The following is a 17,919-nucleotide window of genomic DNA, read 5'->3' on the forward strand; positions in this document are numbered from 1 at the left end:
GCGCCCGACTCAGCCGCGGATCACTTTCCGGGGACCAGGCTCAGCATCTTCGGCAGCCGCGCGATCACCTTGACCACCTCACGCCCGGCCAGCGAACGCTGCACCGCCTCGTCGGCGAGGGCCGCCGCCAGGGCGTCCTCCTCCGTGATGTCGGCGGGCACCTCGAGCTTGCCGCGGATCTTGCCCTGGATCTGCACCACCATCGTGACGGTGTCGTCGAGGGTCAACGCCGGGTCCGCCGTCGGCCACGTGCTGTTGGCGACCGACGGGGGCTGGCCCAGCAGCTCCCACATCTCCTCCGCCACGTAGGGCGACACGACGCTCAGGGCCTGAGCGACGAACTCGACGGCCTCACGGACGGCGGGGTCTGCCCCGCCGGCGCCGGAGTCGATGGTCTTGCGCGTGGCGTTGACCAGCTCCATGGTGCGGGCGACGGCCACGTTGAAGCGGCCACCGTCGAGCAGCTGGGTGATCTCGATGATCGCCTTGTGCGTGGCCTTGCGCAGCTGGGCATCGCCCTGCGAGTAGTCCACGCCGGGCTGGGAGGCGACGTCGGCGGCCAGCCGGTACGCGCGCTGCAGGAACTTCAGGCTGGAGCCGGGCGACACCTCCGCCCAGTCGATGTCGTCCTCCGGCGGGCCGGCGAAGATCATCGTGAGGCGTACCGCGTCGACGCCGAACTCGTCGATCTGCTTGCCCAGGTCCACGCCGTTGCCGAGCGACTTGCTCATGGCCTTGCCCTCGTTGATGACCTGGCCCTGGTTCAGCAGCCGCAGCATGGGCTCGTCGAACGAGACCAGGCCGAGGTCGCGCAGCACCTTCGAGAAGAAGCGCATGTACAGCAGGTGGAGGATGGCGTGCTCCACGCCGCCCACGTACTGTGCCACCGGCATCCACCGGGCCACGTCGTCGGGGTTGAACGGCCCCTCGGCGTAGCCGGGCGAGCAGTAGCGGAAGAAGTACCACGAGGAGTCGACGAACGTGTCCATCGTGTCGGTGTCGCGCTTGGCCGCGCCACCGCACGTGGGGCACGTGGTGTTGACCCAGTCGGTGGCCGACGCGAGCGGCGACGTGCCCTTCGGCGCCAACGCGGAGCCACGCAGGTCGGGCAGGCGCACCGGCAGCTGGTCGTCGGGAACCGGCACCTCGCCGCAGGTCTCGCAGTGGACCACCGGGATGGGGCAGCCCCAGAAGCGCTGGCGCGACAGCAACCAGTCGCGCAAGCGGAACTGCACGGTGCCGGTGCCCTTGCCCTCGGACTCGAGCCGTTCGACGATGCGCGCCACGCCGGAAGCCTTGTCCGTCAGGCCGTCCAGGATGCCGGAGTTGAGGTAGGCGCCGTCACCGACGGTGGCCACCCCGGTCTCCTCCGGGTTGGTGCCGTCGACGTCCAGGACCGTGCGCACGGGCAGCCCGAACTTGCGGGCGAAGTCGAGGTCGCGCTGGTCGTGCGCGGGCACGGCCATGATCGCTCCGGTCCCGTAGTCGGCCAACACGTAGTCGGCCGCCCAGATCGGCACCAGTTCGCCGTTGACGGGGTTGGTGGCGTGGACGCCGAGCCACACACCGGTCTTCTCGTTCTCGGTGGACTGGCGCTGGATCTCGGTGGTCTTCTTGACCTGCTCGAGGTAGGCCTCGAACGCGGGACGCTGCTCGCCGGTCACCAGTTCCTGGGCGAGTTCACCGTCGGGTGCCACCACCATGAAGGTGGCGCCGAACAGCGTGTCGGGGCGGGTGGTGAAGACGGTGATGGGCTGCTCGCGGCCCTCGACGGTGAAGTCGACGTGGGCGCCCTCGGAGCGGCCGATCCAGTTGCGCTGCATCGCCAGCACGTGGTCGGGCCAGCCGTCCTCGAGCAGCGGCATGTCGTCGAGCAACTGCTGGGCGTAGTCGGTGATCTTGAAGTACCACTGGTTGAGCTTGCGCTTGGTCACCTCGGACTTGCAGCGCTCACACCGGCCGTCGATGACCTGCTCGTTGGCCAGCACGGTCTGGTCCGTGGGGCACCAGTTGACGAACGAGTCCTTGCGGTAGGCCAGGCCACGCTCGTAGAAGCGGTTGAACAGCCATTGCGTCCAGCGGTAGTACTCCTCGTCGGAGGTGTGCAGGCGGCGCGACCAGTCGAGGCTCAGGCCGTAGCGCTTGAAGGAGCGCACCTGCGTCTCGATGTTGTTGTACGTCCAGGTGGCGGGGTGCGCGTCGGCCTTGATGGCCGCGTTCTCCGCGGGCAGGCCGAAGGAGTCCCAGCCGATGGGGTGCATGACGTCGAAACCGCGCAGTCGCCAGTAGCGCGACACCACGTCGCCCATGGCGTAGGCCTCGGCGTGGCCCATGTGGAGGTCGCCGGAGGGGTACGGGAACATGTCGAGGACGTAGCGACGCTCGCGGCTGCCGTCGTCGAGCGGCCGGAAGGTCTCGTCCTCCTCCCAGAACGCCTGCCACTTCTCCTGGGCCTGCACCTTGTCGTACTGCACAGCCTCTTGGCTCACGACTTCTCTCCTGATTGCACAACGAAAACCCGCGCCGAGACGGCGCGGGTACTCACTATATCGCCAGGAACGCGTCGACCTCTGCGGCGGTGGGGGGCTGGGCCCCCTTGCGGGTGCACACGATGGCGGCCGCGGCCGTGCCCCTGTCCAGGGCGCCCGCCACGTCGTCGGGATCTGCGGCATAGGCGGACAGGAAACCGGCCATGAAGGTGTCGCCGGCGCCGACGGTGTCGATGACGCCGACGGAGTGCCCGGGCACCCTGATGACCCGCCCGTCCGGCTTCACCGCGGCGGCGCCGTCGGGGCCCAGAGTGACGATGAACATGGCAAGGCCGAACTCCTCGGCCCACGCCTCGGCGTAGGCCAGCGGGTCGGAGTCGTCGTCGACCAGCCAGGCGATGTCCTCGTCACTGGCCTTGACGATGCCGCCGTTGCGGCCCACGGCGGTCATGAGGTCGGACACGAGCCCGAAGTACTCCGCGCGGTCAGGGAGCGTGGAGGGACGCACGTTGATGTCGAAGCTGACGGCCGCCTCGGTGCTGCGCACGAAGTCGAGGATGTGCTTGGCTCCGGGGCCGATCACGGAGCCGATGGAGCCGAAGTGCAACCAGTCCTCCGCCGCGATGACGGGGAACTCGTCCTTGCGCCAGTTGAAGTTCGACGTCTGGTCGAAGTGGAAGAAGTAGTTGGCCTTGCCCTCCGCGTCCAGGGAGACGACGGCCACCGAGGTCGCCTCGTCGGTGGCCACCGCCAGGTCCAGTTTCACGCCCGCGGTCGTCAGGTGGCTGCGGAGCTGCCTGCCGAACGAGTCGGTGCTTAGCCGCCCGAGGAACTCGACGTCCTCCCCCAGCTTCGCCAGGGCCGTGGCCGTGTTGAAGGGGCCGCCGCCCGAGCGGGCGATCCAGCGGCTCTCCGCCGGCGAGATCTGTTCCTCGGGCATCAGATCGATGAGGGCTTCCCCACACACCACGAAACGCATGCCCGCAATCTACGCCACCGCGACCTTTCGACGACTCGGCGACTCCCGAACCGAGTTGTCCACAACCCGATGCCTCCGTGGTGATTCCGGGGCGGCGCTGGCCAGAGTGGTGGCCATGACAACGATGCCTGTCCTCCGTGGCACCACCCGTGCCGATCTGCTCGCCCTCCCCTCCTTCATGTTCGGCTTCCACCCCCAGGACTCGGTGGTCCTGCTCGGCATGCAGGGCAAGGTGGTCTCCTTCTCCTGCCGCCTCGAGGCGCACTGGTTCCACCACCACTTCGAGCAGGTGGCCGAACAGATCCTCAACGCCGCGTCGCAACTCAGCGACGTCCGGTTCATCCTGATGGGCTACAGCCACGACGTGGACCTCGCCTGGGCCTCCGTCATGGAACTGGCCGACGTGTTGGGCCCGGAACGGGTCACCGAAGCCCTGGTCACCGACGGCACGCACTACTGGTCGTTGACCGACGACGAGGGCCCGGTGCAGTACGACTTCGACGCCAGCCCCGTGGCCGCGCACGCCGTCTACAACGGTGTCGTCATCCACGCCTCGAGGGAGGAGGCCGTCGCCCCCGTCCACCTCTGGGAGCCGGCGGAGCGTGGGGCCGTGGAGGCGGCGCTGGCGGCGGTAGCCGATCTCGACGAGGACGGCGCCATGGAGGAACTGGCCGGCCTCGCCGAGCAGCAGCCCCCCATCGAGGACCCCGACTCAGCGCTCAAGCTGGCGTGCCTGCTCCTCGACGCGGACCGGGCCGCCGCACTGTTGACCAGGCTCAACAGCACGACGGCGGAGGTGATCTGGCCCAACCTGCTCGCCGCCCGGCAACTCGCCCCCGTGTCCGCGCAACCGACGACGGTCGCGCTGCTGGGGATGGCCTCCTGGCTGGCCGGGCGCGGCGCGCAGGCCACGGCCTGCCTTGAACAGATGGCCACGCTCGACCCGGACAACCCGGTGGGGCAGGTGCTCTCCACGGTCCACCGCAACGGGATTTCGCCCCGCGTCTGGGACGAGTGAGTTTCCCCCGCCCAGTACGCTCTGCCTCATGAGCAACGCGCAGTGGCCAACGGCACCGCAGGGCAGGGATCCTCGGCAGCCGTTCGGACAGCCGCCGCAGGGCAGGGACCCGCGGCAGCCGTTCGGGCAGCAGCCGCCGACGCCACCCTCCCTCGAGGACCTGGAGCCGCCGAAGCGGTCCAACCGGGCCATGGTCGCCGTCCTCGGCGTGGTCGCGGTCATCGTGGCCATCGTGCTCGGCATGCAGTTCATCGGTGGGGCAGACCCGCAGGACGGGGCCAGCACGGCGCCCTCGGCCACAGCCGAGCCCAGCCCCGAGCGGACCGGCAACTTCATCCCCTTCGAGGGCAACGGCGACGGGATCTTCGAGATCGTCGGCTACTCGTGGGGCGCGGACCGGCTCAACGTCCGCCTCCGCGTCGAGGTGACACACGGCGACTACGCGTTCTCCGTCTTCGCGTTCACGAACGAGACCCGCGCCAGCTACGAACCGGTGGACCTGCGCGCCTTCAGCGCCCGCGAGGGCGAGCCGTTCGAGGGCAACGTGACGTTCCTCATGCCGCAGGCCGACGCCACCATCGTGCTCAGCACCCCGTCAGGGCGCGTCGCGCTGAACGCGCTGCCCATCAAGGGCTGATTGGGCCCCCATCCGCGCGCGTGGGCTCCTCGGACTCGCCCCTTGCTGTCTAGATCTGCGTCGATCATCCGACGTAGACCACCACCTTGTCCCCCTCCCTCGCGGCGTCGAACAGGGCCGCGACCGCAGCCTTGTCGCGCACGTTGACGCAGCCGTGGGAGGAACCGTTGTACCCGCGGGCGGCGAAGTCCGCGGAATAGTGCACGGCTTGGCCGCCGCTGAAGAACAGGGCGTAAGGCATGGGCGAGCCGTACAGCTTGCTCACGTGGTTGCGCGACTTCCACCCGACCGAGAAGGTGCCTTCTCGCGTGGGCGTCAGCTCCGACCCGAACCGCACGTCCATGGTCATCCTGATCTCGCCGTCGATGACCCAGGCCAGCTTGCGCTGGGTCTTGGAGATGCAGATGACCCGGCCCTGCAGGCAGCGGTCGTCGAGGGTCATCGGCGCATCGGACGGCGCGGCGACGACGTTGTTGAGCTCGTTGGCGGTGGGCGTGCGCGTCATCGACACGAGGCGGTCGAGCGTGCGCTGGTCCACCTCTCCGGTGACGGGGATCTCGCGCTTGGCCTGGAAGCCCTCGACGGCCTCGAGGGTCTTGGGGCCGAACTCGCCGTCGATCAGTTCGAAGTACCACTGGAGCTGCTTCAGCCTGGCCTGCAGGTCCTTGACCTGGTCTCCGGAGCTGCCGGTCTTCAACAGCGCGGGGCCGGGCGTGAGGATGTTGTGCATCTCGTCATGGGTCGGGGTCCGCGTCATGTCGACAAGTCGATCCCAGGTGGCCTGGTCGACCTCGCCGGTGGCGGGCAGGCCGCGCTTGACCTGGAAGCCCTCGACCGCGAGCCGCGTCGCGTCGCCGTACGAGCTGGTGATCTTCCCCGACCACCAGTTGAGCTGTAGGAGCCGGTGCTGGAGTTCGCGCACCTCGTCGGAGTCCTCGCCGGGCGCCATCAGCGGCGGCACCGTGGGCACCACCGTGGGCGTCTCGGAGGTCTGGGGCTCGGGTTCGGGCGTCTTCGACGGCTCCGGCGACGGCGACGGGCTCGCCGGCACCGGGTCGGGCGACTGCGTCGGTGTGGCGGGCGGTTCGGACGGGTCCCGTGGCTCCGGCGAGGTCGTGTTGACGACGGGTTCATCGACGACGGCGCCCGCACCCGGGTTGGCCACGGTGGGCGCCGCGGGCCCGGCCTGCGGGCCGAGCGCTGCGGGCGCGCAGGCGACGGAGAACAAACTCAGGGCGGCGGTGACGGCGACGCCGATGCGCCGGAGCCGGGGCACGGTGACCATGGTGAACCTCAGAGGGGGAAGAGGGGTTCGGACTCCTGAAGGATAAGCGGCGGCGGGGCGTGTGCCGGTGTGACACGCGAGACGACGAGGCATGGGGTGCTCCTGACGGGTGGTTGCTCACCCTTAGTACGCCTCGGCGTCCCCCTTGGTTTCGTCGGATGTGCGGGGACCTGTCATGGCCTCGATGGCCCGGAGGATCTCGCGCCTGATCGGCACTGCCCGTTCGGCGAAGGCTCGCTGCCTGCTGGCGTACTGCGCCCTGCCCTCGGCCGTCTCCACCTTGATGGGCGGGTATCCCCACTCCGTCAGGTCGTAGGCCGAGGCCTGCATGTCCACCTCGCGGATGTCGCGCGCCAGGAGGAACGCCTCGAACAGCACCTCCGAACCCACCGCCGGTGAGAGCTTGCCCGCCCAGCGGTACAGGTCCATGTTGACGTGGAGGCAGCCGGGCTGGTCGAGTTCGGGCTGTGTCTCCCGGGTGGGCTGCAACAGGTTGAGGGGCCGCGCGGGCCCGGTGAAGAAGCGGAAGGCGTCGAAGTGGGAGCAGCGGCAGCCCACCTCCTCGACGACGCGGGCAATCTCCTCCGGCTCGAAGCGCAGCTTCAGGTACGGATGCCGCGTCTCGCCCGGCTCGAGGCCGTAGACCATGGCCCATTCGTGCATCCCGAAACAGCCGAAGCGCGGCACCTTGGCCGCCGTCGCCGACAGCAACCGGTGCGCCGTCTCGACGGTGGCGCGTCGCTTCGCCAGGAACGCCGCAGCGTCCAGGGCCGTCACCGAGCCCTCCGTCGAGTAGAACGGCCGCCCCTCGAATGCGTGGGCGTCGCGCAGGCCGACCCCCACGCCTGGGTGCCACTGGGCGAGGTGGCCGGGCCTCAGGTTGTAGTAGTGGAACAGGAAGTCGTCGACGGGGTGCTTCAAGCCCCGGTCACGGCGCCACACCACCTGCGCCAACTCCGCCCGGACCCGCTCTTCATGAGCCGCGACGCTGGCCCGCCACTCCGCCGGGGCGAGCACTTTCACGGCTGGCCCCGCAACGCTGCGCGGCGCTGGCGCCAGTCCGGCATCAGCTCGTCCATGCCTGCGACGAAACGTGGGCCGTGCCCGCGCTCGACGAGGTGCATCAGTTCATGCACCACGACGTACTCCAGCGCGGTCTGGGGACGCTCGGCAAGGGCGGTGTTGATGGTGATGGCGGCTGTCCGCGTGTTGCAGGTGCCCCATCGCGACGTCATCCGGCGCAGCCTGAGCGACGCGTGCCTGCGCCCGACCAGCGGCTCCCACGCCGCGAACAGCCCCGGGACTACGGCCTGGAGTTCGCGCCGATGGAGGTTCTCCAGGCCACGACGCCGGGCCGCCTCATCGGGCCCGGACAGCACGAGGAGGTCGCCGTCGAGGCGTCCGCCCGCCCGGGGCGCATCCTCGACGCGCACCTCATGCCAACGGCCCCACAACCGGGCACGGCCCCCGTCGGCCAACGGTTCCTCCGGTGGGTGGGCGAGCCGTACCTGCTGTCGCGCCTTGAGCAGCCACTGCTCGTGGCTGCGGACGAATTCCTCCACGGTGCCCGGCGGCAATCCCAGGGGCACGGAGATCTTGACCACGCCGTCGGGCGGGGTGACCCGCATCCGCAGGCTTTTGATGGGCTTGTAGGTGACCTCGGCACGGACGCCGCCCACCTGGAGCAGTTCGGTGCGGTGACGTCGGGAGGCCATGGTCGACATCGTAGGTGCCCGGACGGCGCGTTCCGGAACCCGGCGCCACGACACCGAAAGTTCATGCAGCGTTCATCTGGCGCTTCGCCGCAACGCCGACGCTCGGGGATAAAGTGCCCCGCTTGCATCGGAGGGGGTGTGACGTTGCAGACTAGACGCGTGTCCCCCGAACTGATCGTCCTGGCGCTCGTCGTCGTCACCGCACTGGCCTTCGACTTCACCAACGGATTCCACGACACCGGCAACGCGATGGCCACGTCCATCGCCACCAAGGCCCTCACGCCGAAAGTCGCTGTCGCCCTGTCCGCCATCCTCAACCTCATCGGCGCCTTCCTCTCCGTGGAAGTGGCCCTGACGGTCACCAACGCCGTCGTCAACATCCAGGACGCCAGCGGCGCACCTCGGCCGGAACTCATCGGCGACGGCGGCATGTCGCTGTTGCTGATCATCCTCGCCGGCCTCGTGGGGGCAATCGTCTGGAACCTGCTCACCTGGCTGCTCGGCCTGCCGTCCAGTTCCTCCCATGCGCTGTTCGGCGGCCTGATCGGGGCCTCCATGGCCGGTCTCGGCGTCAGCGGCGTCAAGTGGGTCGGCGACGGCACCAAGCTCGACGGCGTCGTGGGCAAGGTGGTCCTGCCGGCCCTGATGTCGCCGATGATCGCCATCGCCGTCGCCTCGGTGGGCACCTGGCTCGTGTACCGCATCACCGCGGGTGTCGCCGACAAGTACCGCGAGAGCGGCTTCCGCTGGGGCCAGATCGGCTCCGCGTCGCTGGTCTCGCTCGCGCACGGCACCAACGACGCGCAGAAGACGATGGGCGTCATCACGCTGGCGCTGATCGCCACCGGCGCCTGGACGGACCTGAGCGCCGTCCCGTTCTGGGTGAAGTTCACCTGCGCGCTGGCCATCGCGCTGGGCACCTACCTCGGCGGATGGCGGATCATCCGCACGCTGGGCAAGGGCCTCGTCGAGATCAGCTCGCCGCAGGGCATGGCGGCCGAGTCGTCGTCGGCTGCGGTGATCCTCGCGTCCAGCCACCTCGGCTTCGCGCTGTCCACCACCCACGTGGCCACCGGCTCCATCCTCGGCTCGGGTGTCGGCAAGCGCGGCGCCAAGGTCAACTGGTCGATCGCCGGTCGGATGCTGATGGCGTGGGCCATCACGCTGCCCGCCGCGGGCGTCGTCGGCGCCGCAACGTGGTTCGTCGGGCACAGCCTCGGCGGCCTGTTCGGGGCCATCGTGATCTTCCTGGTCCTGCTGATCGCCGCCGGCTGGATGTACCTCCACTCCCAGAAGAGCCGGGTGGACCACAAGAACGTCAATGACGAATGGGTCGAGGGCGTCACCCAGCGCACGCTGCCGGAGCAGCCGGCGCACAAGTCCCGCCGCCGGATCAGGAGCAAGGCATGAACGTCATCTGGCTCGCCCTCGAAGGCGGGGGGCAGGTACTGCTCGCAGGACTGATCCTGGGTGCCGGCCTGCCGGCCATCTTCTCCCTCGGCATCCGCGCACTGTCCTACGGCGCGCACCAGAACGTCGACGACCACACGCCCCACCCGTTCGCGAAGGTCGTGGCCGGCCTCGCGTTCGGCATCGTGGTGCTGGCCATCGCCTTGGGCATCAGCGTCATCGTGTCGCACGGCATGGGCTACGAGCTCAGCTTCGCCAACATCTACCCCACGTTCGTCCCCCGGTAGTTCTACCCCTGAGGGGGTTTGGGTGCGCAGCCCCGCGAACAAGACTGGCAGGCATGACTGATCTGCATGCAATCAACAAGGCAGCTGAGGCAAAGACCATGGACGAGGGGGCCTTCCCCGCGCAGACCCAGCAACCTCCGGGCCTGACCAGCGAGATGACGCCCCTCCCAGACCACGGTGAGGAGGGCTGGGTCGGCCGCGACCGGCTCCACGGGCTCAAGGCGTTGATCACCGGTGGCGACTCGGGCATCGGCCGGGCGGTCGCCATCGCCTATGCCCGCGAGGGCGCAGACGTCGCCCTGAGCTACCTCCCCGAGGAAGAGTCCGACGCCCAGGACGTGAAGAAGGTGGTGGAGGAGGCCGGCCGCACCTGCGTGCTCGTCCCCGGCGACATCACCGAGGAGGCCATCGCCCGCAAGGTCGTCGACGACGCCGCTGGGCAGCTGGGTGGCCTGAACATCCTGGTCAACAACGCGGGGTTCCAGTGGGCCCGCCGGGAGGGGGGCCTTGCCGACCTCAAGACCGAGGAGATGGACCGCACCTTCAAGACCAACCTGTACGCCATGTTCTGGATGTCCCAGCAGGCGCTGCAGTACCTGGACAAGGGCGACTGCATCATCAACGTCAGCTCGATCCAGGCCTACGACCCGTCCGTGGACCTGATCGACTACGCCGCCACCAAGGCGGCGATCAACAACTGCACCGTCAACCTGGCGGCCGAACTGGGCCCGAAGGGGATCCGCGTGAACTCGGTGGCCCCCGGCCCGATCTGGACGCCGTTGCAGCCCGCCACGAAGAAGGCTGAGGACATGCCGAAGTTCGGGCTCAACACTCCCCTGGGCCGGCCCGGGCAGCCCTCCGAGATGGCCGGTGCGTTCGTCTTCCTGGCCAGCCCCCTCGAGGCCTCCTACGTGTCGGGAACCGTGCTGGGCGTCACGGGAGGCCGACCCGTCTTCTGACCGGGAGCGGGCCAAGGGTTGCGACACAGGTCCATTGTCCCGACTCCGCTGGGGTCCCATGCTGGGCACGTGGGGCGGATCACGCATGCCACGACGCACCCAGCATCAGGAGCACCCCATGTCCATCACCACCCGCTCAGGCGGCCCGGAAACCCTCCTCACCTCGTGCCACGGACCCGTCCACCACTTCGGCGACGACGGCTACGACGCTGCGTGCGCCAGCTGGAACCTGGCGTGGCAGCAGCGCCCCGCCGTCGTGGTACGCGCCGCCACCGAGGCGGATGTCGCCAAGGCGGTGGCTCATGCCGTGGCCAACGGCATGTCGGTGGCGGTGCAGAACACCGGCCACGGTGTGGTCAGGCCCGCCGACGAGGGCACTGTGCTCATCGTGATGAAGGACCTCGACTCGGTCCGTGTGGACCCGGCTGCGCGCACTGCGACGCTGGGCGGCGGCGCGACGTGGGCACCGGTGTTGGCGGCCGCACAGGAACACGGTCTGGCCCCGCTGCTGGGCTCCGCGCCGCACGTGGGCGCCGTCGGGTACAGCTTGGGTGGCGGCTTCGGTTGGCTGGCGCGCAGGCACGGGCTGGCCGTCGACACGATCCGCGCGTTGCGCGTGGCGCTCACGGATGGCCGGGTGGTCACGGCATCACCGCACGAGGAGCCAGAGCTCTTCTGGGCACTGTGCGGCACCGCCGGCAGCAGCTTGGGCGTCGTGGTGGAGATGACCATCGGCTTGGCCCCCGTTACCGAGGTATATGCCGGCAACCTCTTCTATCCCCTCGGAGCCGCTGACGAGGTGTTCGAGCGCTACCTCGACTGGTGCGAACGTGCGCCGGCGGAGTTGACCAGTGCGTTCACCAGCATGGCCTTCCCTCCCCTGGACATCGTGCCCGAGCCCCTGCGGGGCCAGGTCTTCGCGATCGTGCGTGGCTGTTACGCCGGCGCACCCGGTGACGCTGCGGGCGCCGGGCTCGTCGACGAATGGCGCGGGTGGCGCGAACCGATCATGGACACGTGGGGCCCGATGCCGTTCGCGCGGTGCGCCGAGATCTCCATGGACCCCGTCGACCCGCTACCGGCTGCCTCCAGCGGCCGGTGGCTGGCGCGGGCCGATGCGACGGTGGCGCAGGCCATGTTGCAGGCAGTGGTGGGCGGCGACGCGCCGTCGCCGATGCTGCTGGCAGAGATCCGGCACGGTGGCGCGGCGGTCAACCGGCCCAACACAGCCGTCAGCTTCGGGGGCCGCAGCGGGCAGTGGGTCATGGAGCTCGTGGGGTTGGTGGGGGCGCCCGAGGCGGCGGCCGACCTCAGCCGTCGCTTCGACGCCGCCTGGGAGCGGCTGGGCCCGCTGCTGGCACCGGTGCCCGGCTACCCGAACTTCGAGGAGGGCGAGGGCCGGGTGGCGATGACGCGGCATTCGTTCGATGCGGCTACCCTGCAGCGGCTAGCCGCGGCAAAGCGCCACTACGACCCCTCTGACGTCTTCCGCCACGGGCTCCAGCTGGGCTAGAGCCCAACGGCACAGACGCTTCGCGGGCACCCCCCCCGCCGTCGACAGGGCAGTGCCGGCGGGGGGTCATTCGACGACGGCTTCGGCCTTCTGCTTGGCGATCTCCGCGTGGACCTCATCCATGTCGAGCGCCTCGACGGCCTCGATGAGTTCCTCGAGCGCCGCACCGGGGAGCGCCCCGGCCTGCGAGAAGACGATCACGTTGTCACGGAACGCCATGAGGGTGGGGATTGACATGATCTCGAAGCCGGCGGCCAGTTCCCGCTGGGCCTCGGTGTCGACCTTGCCGAACACGATGTTGGGATGCTTCTCGGACGCGTCCTCGAAGATCGGCCCGAAGTGGCGGCAGGGACCGCACCAGGCAGCCCAGAAGTCGAGCAGCACGATGTCGTTGCCGTTGATCGTGGCCTCGAAGTTTTCCTTGGTGATCTCAATGGTTGCCATGACCCCATCATATACCCCCGAGGGTATCGCGGACGAATGCGTCGAGTACGCCAGCGACCGGAACGAGGCTGGCCGGTAGTCTGGGAGGTGTCTTTCCCCAGCCCTCAGATGATATCCGTGCCTGCCGGGTCGATCACGTTGCGGGATGCGAGAACCAAGACATCGCGGGTTGCGGAGTTGCGGGAGTTTCGCATCGCTTCCGCCCCGGTGACGTGGGGCTTGTATTCGCGGGTGCTGGGGGTGCGAGCGCCGGAGGCCGAGTATGCGGATGCGCCTGTGCACTCGGTGTCGTGGCTGAACGCCGTGAGTTGGTGCAATGCGCTCTCTGTCGAGGCGGGCCTCGCTCCGGCTTATGACGTTGGCGATGCCGGGGTGTTCTGGGATGTGAGTGCTGACGGGTTTCGGTTGCCGACGGAGGCGGAGTGGGAGTGGGCCTGCCGTGCAGGATCGACCGGCCCGCACTATGGCCCTCTCCCCGACGTTGCGTGGACGGACGCCGATGCCGTCACAGGCACACAGCGGGTCGGGCGGAAGCAGCCCAACGCTTGCGGCCTGTTCGACATGCTGGGCAACGTGTGGGAGTGGTGCTGGGATTACTCAGACCCGGCCCGGTACGCCGACTATCGCGTGTTGCGTGGCGGCGGGTGGGCGGATAGGCACTGGAGCGTTCGTGCGTCTGTGCGCCGTGGAAGCATGCCGGAAGCTCGACTCGATGACGTTGGCTTCCGCGTTGCCCAGGGGGTCGTGGGAGAGGCTGCCGATCATGCCGCGCAAGGCTGGTCACGGCAAGCCGATCAGGAGCGGGCGAAGATCGACGGCCTGGCTCCTTTCGGCTGGACGCCGCTACGCACATAGGCGTCGCCGGCACTGCCAAACCTTCTCCCGAAAATCGCTCGGCAACGTAGTTCCGGACAGCCGTGGTGAGTTGTCCACCAATGTGTTCGCTGACACATGAAAACCGGCGTCTGACCTAGTCAGACGCCGGTTTTCAAAAAGTGGAGCTAAGGGGATTCGAACCCCTGGCCTCTTCCATGCCATGGAAGCGCGCTACCAACTGCGCCATAGCCCCAGTGTCACTTTCGCGACTGCCGCCCGTGGCGACTCGAAGAACTTTAGCGCATGTCTCCGGTGAACTACAAATCGGGAGTTCTGTGCGCTCGCCGACCCTTCGACCAGCCGCGGACGGCTGGCTCAGGGGACGAATCCACCCTTTGACCAGCCGCCGGAGAGCGACTCAGGATGCTGAGCCGCGGGCCTTGTGCAGCTGGCGGGCGAGGTCCGCGATGCCGTAGGTGTCCTTCGACTTCGCAGTGGCGAACACCTCGACACCCTCTGCCCGGACGGCCTCGGCCGTTGCGTCGTCCCACGCGAGCACCCGCACGTCATCGCGGTGCCCGAGCTTCTTCGCGTACACGTGGGCCAGCGACGGCTGGCTCAGGAACACCGCGTCCCAGGCGCCGTCGTCCCAGCGGGTGCGCAACGCAGGGTCGATGTCCTCCACGTCTGCCATGGTGTAGAGCTCGCAGCGGTCCACGGTGTACCCCTTGGCCCGCAGGCCCGTCTCCAGCTTCGTGGACAACTGGTCGGCACACAGGATCACCACCCGCTGCTCCCCCTCGGCCGGCGGGAACACGTCCACCAGCTTGTTCGAGCTGGCGGTGCCCTCGGGGCCCAGGTCCACCTTGCGGCCGGCCTCCTCGATCGTGCGCTGAGTCGTGGAACCCATCGTCGCGATCTTCGTGCCCTGAGGGATGTCCCAGCCGCGTTCGCGCAACGCCCACACCGTCTGACCCGACGGGATGACCACCCAGTCGGCGTCGCCGATGATGTTGTCGGCAGGCAGGAGGTGCGCCTCCTGCAGCTGGACGCAGTCGACGCGCAGCTCATTCTCGCGCATCGTCTGGCTGATGCGCCCCTCCTGGCGGGGCAGCAGGACGCGGATGCGGTCGTCGTCCTCCGGCCCCTCGATGAAGAGCGAGTCGTCGGCATGGTCGGCGGTCATCTTGACCGTCTCGAGCGCCTCCGCGGTGATGAAGCGGTCTGCACGGCGGGCCTTCAGCGCCTCGGCGACGTTGTGGCCCGTGCGCTGGGCGTGGTACTCCGACGTGGGCAGGCCGATCTCGAGGACGGTGCGCTTGGTGCCGTCGATGGAGAAGATGCCGGCCTTGAGCCCGAGGATGCCACGGCGGGCAGCCAGGGCGCCGACCGGCGCCATGTACGTGGTGTTGAGGCCGGTGAGCACGGCCCGTTCGGCCTCGATGCAGATGCGGGTCTCGACGTCGTCCAGCTGCCGCACGGCCTCGTAGGTGTCGGTGTCATCGCGGCGGCACTCGAGGGCCAGTGCGCCCTGGCCGGGCGCGGGCAGGATCGGGAGGTACTCGGCCACCCGGTCCTCCACCTTGAGCGCGTGCACGCCGGCGGCGGAGACGACGACGGCGTCGAGGTCGCCGGGTTCCAGCCTGCGCAGGCGGTCCTGCAGCGTGCCGCCCACGTCGACGAAGGTGAGGTCGGGACGCAATGCGCGCAGTTGCGCGAGCCGCCGCAGCGACGTCACGCCGATGCGGGACCTCCGCGGCAGCGCAGCCAGCGGCACCCGACCCAGCGAGCACAGCGCGTCGCGGTGGTCGCCACGCTTCAGCACTGCTCCGAACGTGAGGTCCTCGGGCCGGTCGGACAGCGGCACGTCCTTGACCGAATGCATGACGACGTCCACGTCGCCGCTGCGCAACGACCGGCGCAACTCCTGGGCGAAGACGCCGAGGGAGTATCCCTCGGCCATGTGGATGGTGTCCTGGTGCTCCGTCGCCACCCGCACGATCTCGACTTCATGGCCCTGACCCCTGAACAGGTCGGCGACCATTTCGGAGCGGGCCAGCGCCAGTGCCGAGCCACGCGTTCCCAATCGAAGCTTCACGAAAGATCCTTCCGATGTGATTGGTGCTTAGCCTCTCATGAATGGGCGGCAGCCCGCGCCGCGCGGGGCAAGGCGTCCGTGATGCGGCCCATCGCCTCGTCGTCGTGCGCGGCGGACAGGAACCAGGCCTCGAAGGCGGACGGCGGCAAGGCGACGCCGTCGTCCAACAGGGCGTGGAAGAAGCGGGCGAACGCCTCGGTGTCCTGGTCCTTCGCGTCCTCGTAGTTGGCCACGGCCCCCTCGCGGAAGAACACCGAGAACAGGTTTCCCGCCGCCTGGATGGTGTGCGGCACCGACGCAGCGCCGAGCGCCTCGGCGACCGCCGCCTGGAGTTCGACCGAGCGACGGTCGACGTGGGCGTAGACCGCATCGTCGGCCAGGCGCAGGGTGGCGAAGCCGGCTGCCGTGGCGAGCGGGTTCCCCGAGAGCGTGCCTGCCTGGTACACCGGCCCCACGGGGGCGAGCAGCTGCATGACCTCCGCCCGGCCCGCGAGCGCGGCCAGCGGCATGCCGCCGCCGACGACCTTGCCGAAGGTCACGATGTCGGGTTGGTAGCCGCCCTCGAGCCCCAGCCAGCCACCGGGGCCGACACGGAAGCCGGTGAGCACCTCGTCGACGATCAGCAGCGCGCCATGCCGGGCGGTGAGCTCGCGCAGCGCGGCGTTGAAGCCCGGGGCGGGCGGGACGACGCCCATGTTGGCCGGGGCGGCCTCCGTGATGACTGCGGCGATCCGGTCCCCCGCCTCGTCGAAGACGCGGGTGAGGGCGTCGAGGTCGTTGTACTCGACGACGATGGTGTCGCCCGCCGCTGCGGCGGTGACACCGGCCGAGCCCGGCAGGCCCTGCGTCGCGACGCCGGAGCCGGCGGCGGCCAGGAGCGCGTCGGAGTGGCCGTGGTAGCAGCCGGCGAACTTGACGATCGCGTCTCGGCCGGTGGCGCCGCGGGCCAGACGGATGGCGGTCATCGTCGCCTCGGTGCCCGTGGACACGAACCGCACCTGCTCGGCGGCCGGGACCCGGGCGCGGATCGCCTCGGCCAGCTCGACCTCGGCGAGCGTCGGCGCACCGAACGACAGGCCGCGACCAGCGGCCGCGCGCACTGCTTCCACCACCTCGGGGTGGGCGTGGCCGAGGAGCGCGGGGCCCCAGGAACAGACGAGGTCCACGAAGTCGCGACCCGTCACGTCCACGACATGGGCGCCGCGCGCCTCCCTGATGAACACCGGATCACCGCCGACCGAGCCGAACGCCCGAACCGGCGACGACACGCCGCCGGGGATGATCTCCTTCGCCCGCGAGAACAGGGTCACTTCAGCCACGTCGCCAACTCCTCCGCCCAGTACGTGAGCACGATATCCGCACCGGCCCGCACGATCGCGGTCACCGATTCCGTCACCGCCGCGCGGCGGTCGATCCACCCCTGCCCGGCCGCTGCCTCGATCATGGCGTACTCGCCCGAGACCTGGTAGGCCGCCACCGGCACGTCCGACGCTGCCGCCACGTCGCTCAGCACGTCGAGGTAGTACCCCGCGGGCTTCACCATGACCATGTCGGCGCCCTCGGCGAGGTCGAGTTCGGCCTCACGGAGCCCTTCGCGGCGGTTCGCCGGGTCCTGCTGGTAGGTGCGGCGGTCACCTTGCAGCGACGAGGCGACTGCTTCACGGAACGGCCCGTAGAAGGCCGAGGCGTACTTGGCGGCGTAGGCGAGGATCGCGATGTCGTGCAGGCCCTGGCCGTCGAGCCCGGCCCGGATGTGTTCCACCTGCGCGTCCATCATCCCCGACGGCGACACCACGTGGGCGCCTGCCTCGACCTGGGCGATGGCCATCGAGACGTAGGCTGCCAGCGTCGCGTCGTTGTCGACGGTGCCCTCAGGCGTCAGGAAGCCGCAGTGGCCGTGCGTGGTGAACTCGTCGAGGCAGGTGTCGGCCATGATGACGGTGTCGTTGCCGAGGGCACCGCGCACGGCGCGCAGGCCGCGCTGCAGGATGCCGTCCTCGGCCCAGCCCTGGGTGCCCTGCTCGTCCTTGGCCGAATCCGCGGGCACGCCGAACAGCATGATGCCGCCCACCCCGGCGGCGACTGCGCGCTCCGCGGCGCCACCGATCTCGTCGACACCGTGCCGGCGCACGCCGGGCATCGAGGAGATGTCGCCGGGGGTGTCGGAGACGAACATCGGCAGCACCAGCTGCGAGGGACGTACCTCGACCTCCCGCACCAGGCGGCGCATCGCGGGCGTCGTGCGGAGTCTGCGTGGACGGAACTGGAT

The 17,919-nt window shown here is 69.4% G+C and carries 16 protein-coding genes and 1 tRNA gene; 7 read left to right on the plus strand and 10 right to left on the minus strand.

Annotation, left to right across the window (positions count from 1 at the left end):
* Positions 1–20: 20 nt before the first annotated feature.
* On the minus strand, positions 21–2,489 hold the full coding sequence (leuS, locus tag ABEA30_RS13860) for a leucine--tRNA ligase (RefSeq protein WP_345583859.1): 2,469 nt from the start codon (positions 2,487–2,489) through the stop codon (positions 21–23).
* 55 nt (positions 2,490–2,544) lie between these two features.
* Entirely contained in the window at positions 2,545–3,468 is a 924-nt protein-coding gene (locus ABEA30_RS13865; RefSeq protein WP_345583861.1) for a carbohydrate kinase family protein, read from the minus strand.
* A 115-nt stretch (positions 3,469–3,583) separates the two neighbouring features.
* Between ABEA30_RS13865 and ABEA30_RS13870 the strand changes: the two genes are divergently transcribed.
* Together ABEA30_RS13870 and ABEA30_RS13875 are read left to right on the plus strand one after the other, a co-directional pair.
* Complete coding sequence (locus ABEA30_RS13870) at positions 3,584–4,486, plus strand: DUF4192 domain-containing protein (RefSeq protein ID WP_345583863.1); 903 nt, start codon at positions 3,584–3,586, stop codon at positions 4,484–4,486.
* Between the two features lie 28 nt (positions 4,487–4,514).
* Positions 4,515–5,123, plus strand: a complete 609-nt coding sequence (locus ABEA30_RS13875; protein ID WP_345583865.1) for a hypothetical protein — start codon at positions 4,515–4,517, stop codon at positions 5,121–5,123.
* A 64-nt stretch (positions 5,124–5,187) separates the two neighbouring features.
* Here the strand turns inward: ABEA30_RS13875 and ABEA30_RS13880 are convergent, their stop codons facing one another.
* The 3 genes from ABEA30_RS13880 to ABEA30_RS13890 form a co-directional block, all read right to left on the minus strand.
* The gene (locus tag ABEA30_RS13880; protein ID WP_345583866.1) at positions 5,188–6,408 is read right to left on the minus strand and encodes a L,D-transpeptidase family protein; all 1,221 of its coding nucleotides are present in this window, start codon (positions 6,406–6,408) and stop codon (positions 5,188–5,190) included.
* A gap of 123 nt (positions 6,409–6,531) precedes the next feature.
* Positions 6,532–7,431, minus strand: coding sequence for a 3-methyladenine DNA glycosylase (locus ABEA30_RS13885; RefSeq protein ID WP_345583868.1), 900 nt, complete (start codon positions 7,429–7,431; stop codon positions 6,532–6,534).
* Positions 7,428–8,123: a M48 family metallopeptidase gene (locus ABEA30_RS13890; RefSeq protein ID WP_345583870.1), complete on the minus strand. Its 696-nt coding sequence runs from the start codon at positions 8,121–8,123 to the stop codon at positions 7,428–7,430. Before ABEA30_RS13890 ends, ABEA30_RS13885 begins: the two co-directional genes overlap by 4 nt.
* Positions 8,124–8,282: 159 nt before the next feature.
* Here ABEA30_RS13890 and ABEA30_RS13895 point away from each other — a divergent pair, with 159 nt between their 5' ends.
* The 4 genes from ABEA30_RS13895 (at position 8,283) to ABEA30_RS13910 (ending at position 12,292) form a co-directional block, all read left to right on the plus strand.
* The gene (locus ABEA30_RS13895; RefSeq protein ID WP_345583872.1) at positions 8,283–9,533 is read left to right on the plus strand and encodes an inorganic phosphate transporter; all 1,251 of its coding nucleotides are present in this window, start codon (positions 8,283–8,285) and stop codon (positions 9,531–9,533) included.
* The gene (locus ABEA30_RS13900) at positions 9,530–9,820 is read left to right on the plus strand and encodes a hypothetical protein (protein ID WP_345583874.1); all 291 of its coding nucleotides are present in this window, start codon (positions 9,530–9,532) and stop codon (positions 9,818–9,820) included. The genes ABEA30_RS13895 and ABEA30_RS13900 overlap by 4 nt, the downstream gene beginning before the upstream one ends.
* 53 nt (positions 9,821–9,873) lie before the next feature.
* Complete coding sequence (locus tag ABEA30_RS13905; protein WP_345583876.1) at positions 9,874–10,779, plus strand: SDR family oxidoreductase; 906 nt, start codon at positions 9,874–9,876, stop codon at positions 10,777–10,779.
* Between the two features lie 118 nt (positions 10,780–10,897).
* Positions 10,898–12,292, plus strand: coding sequence for an FAD-binding oxidoreductase (locus ABEA30_RS13910; protein ID WP_345583878.1), 1,395 nt, complete (start codon positions 10,898–10,900; stop codon positions 12,290–12,292).
* Between the two features lie 66 nt (positions 12,293–12,358).
* Here the strand turns inward: ABEA30_RS13910 and trxA are convergent, their stop codons facing one another.
* Positions 12,359–12,736 (minus strand): thioredoxin, encoded by a 378-nt coding sequence (gene trxA / locus ABEA30_RS13915; RefSeq protein ID WP_345583880.1) that lies wholly within the window; start codon positions 12,734–12,736, stop codon positions 12,359–12,361.
* Between the two features lie 108 nt (positions 12,737–12,844).
* Between trxA and ABEA30_RS13920 the strand changes: the two genes are divergently transcribed.
* Positions 12,845–13,591, plus strand: a complete 747-nt coding sequence (locus ABEA30_RS13920) for a formylglycine-generating enzyme family protein (protein WP_345584056.1) — start codon at positions 12,845–12,847, stop codon at positions 13,589–13,591.
* Between the two features lie 141 nt (positions 13,592–13,732).
* Here ABEA30_RS13920 and ABEA30_RS13925 read toward each other — a convergent pair.
* The 4 genes from ABEA30_RS13925 to hemB all read right to left on the minus strand — a co-directional run bounded on the left by ABEA30_RS13925 (position 13,733) and on the right by hemB (position 17,880).
* Positions 13,733–13,805 (minus strand) — tRNA-Ala (locus tag ABEA30_RS13925).
* A gap of 165 nt (positions 13,806–13,970) precedes the next feature.
* The gene (hemC, locus tag ABEA30_RS13930) at positions 13,971–15,650 is read right to left on the minus strand and encodes a hydroxymethylbilane synthase (protein WP_345583881.1); all 1,680 of its coding nucleotides are present in this window, start codon (positions 15,648–15,650) and stop codon (positions 13,971–13,973) included.
* Positions 15,651–15,685: 35 nt separating this feature from the next.
* Positions 15,686–16,969, minus strand: a complete 1,284-nt coding sequence (hemL, locus tag ABEA30_RS13935) for a glutamate-1-semialdehyde 2,1-aminomutase (protein WP_345583882.1) — start codon at positions 16,967–16,969, stop codon at positions 15,686–15,688.
* Positions 16,957–17,880 carry a porphobilinogen synthase gene (hemB, locus tag ABEA30_RS13940; protein WP_345584058.1) on the minus strand — a complete coding sequence of 308 codons (924 nt, stop codon included), beginning with the start codon at positions 17,878–17,880 and terminating at the stop codon, positions 16,957–16,959. Before hemB ends, hemL begins: the two co-directional genes overlap by 13 nt.
* Positions 17,881–17,919: the final 39 nt, after the last annotated feature.

Source organism: Tessaracoccus lubricantis (assembly GCF_039544535.1).
Lineage (GTDB): Bacteria > Actinomycetota > Actinomycetes > Propionibacteriales > Propionibacteriaceae > Arachnia > Arachnia lubricantis.

Bases quoted from the DNA above. Each gene is read 5' to 3' on its own strand.
- ABEA30_RS13865 (WP_345583861.1), bottom strand. From the start codon at position 3,468: ATGCGTTTCGTGGTGTGTGGGGAAGCCCTCATCGATCTGATGCCCGAG.
- ABEA30_RS13870 (WP_345583863.1), top strand. From the start codon at position 3,584: ATGACAACGATGCCTGTCCTCCGTGGCACCACCCGTGCCGATCTGCTC.
- ABEA30_RS13875 (WP_345583865.1), top strand. From the start codon at position 4,515: ATGAGCAACGCGCAGTGGCCAACGGCACCGCAGGGCAGGGATCCTCGG.
- ABEA30_RS13880 (WP_345583866.1), bottom strand. From the start codon at position 6,408: ATGGTCACCGTGCCCCGGCTCCGGCGCATCGGCGTCGCCGTCACCGCC.
- ABEA30_RS13890 (WP_345583870.1), bottom strand. From the start codon at position 8,123: ATGGCCTCCCGACGTCACCGCACCGAACTGCTCCAGGTGGGCGGCGTC.
- ABEA30_RS13900 (WP_345583874.1), top strand. From the start codon at position 9,530: ATGAACGTCATCTGGCTCGCCCTCGAAGGCGGGGGGCAGGTACTGCTC.
- ABEA30_RS13905 (WP_345583876.1), top strand. From the start codon at position 9,874: ATGACTGATCTGCATGCAATCAACAAGGCAGCTGAGGCAAAGACCATG.
- ABEA30_RS13910 (WP_345583878.1), top strand. From the start codon at position 10,898: ATGTCCATCACCACCCGCTCAGGCGGCCCGGAAACCCTCCTCACCTCG.
- trxA (WP_345583880.1), bottom strand. From the start codon at position 12,736: ATGGCAACCATTGAGATCACCAAGGAAAACTTCGAGGCCACGATCAAC.
- ABEA30_RS13920 (WP_345584056.1), top strand. From the start codon at position 12,845: ATGATATCCGTGCCTGCCGGGTCGATCACGTTGCGGGATGCGAGAACC.
- hemB (WP_345584058.1), bottom strand. From the start codon at position 17,880: ATGCGCCGCCTGGTGCGGGAGGTCGAGGTACGTCCCTCGCAGCTGGTG.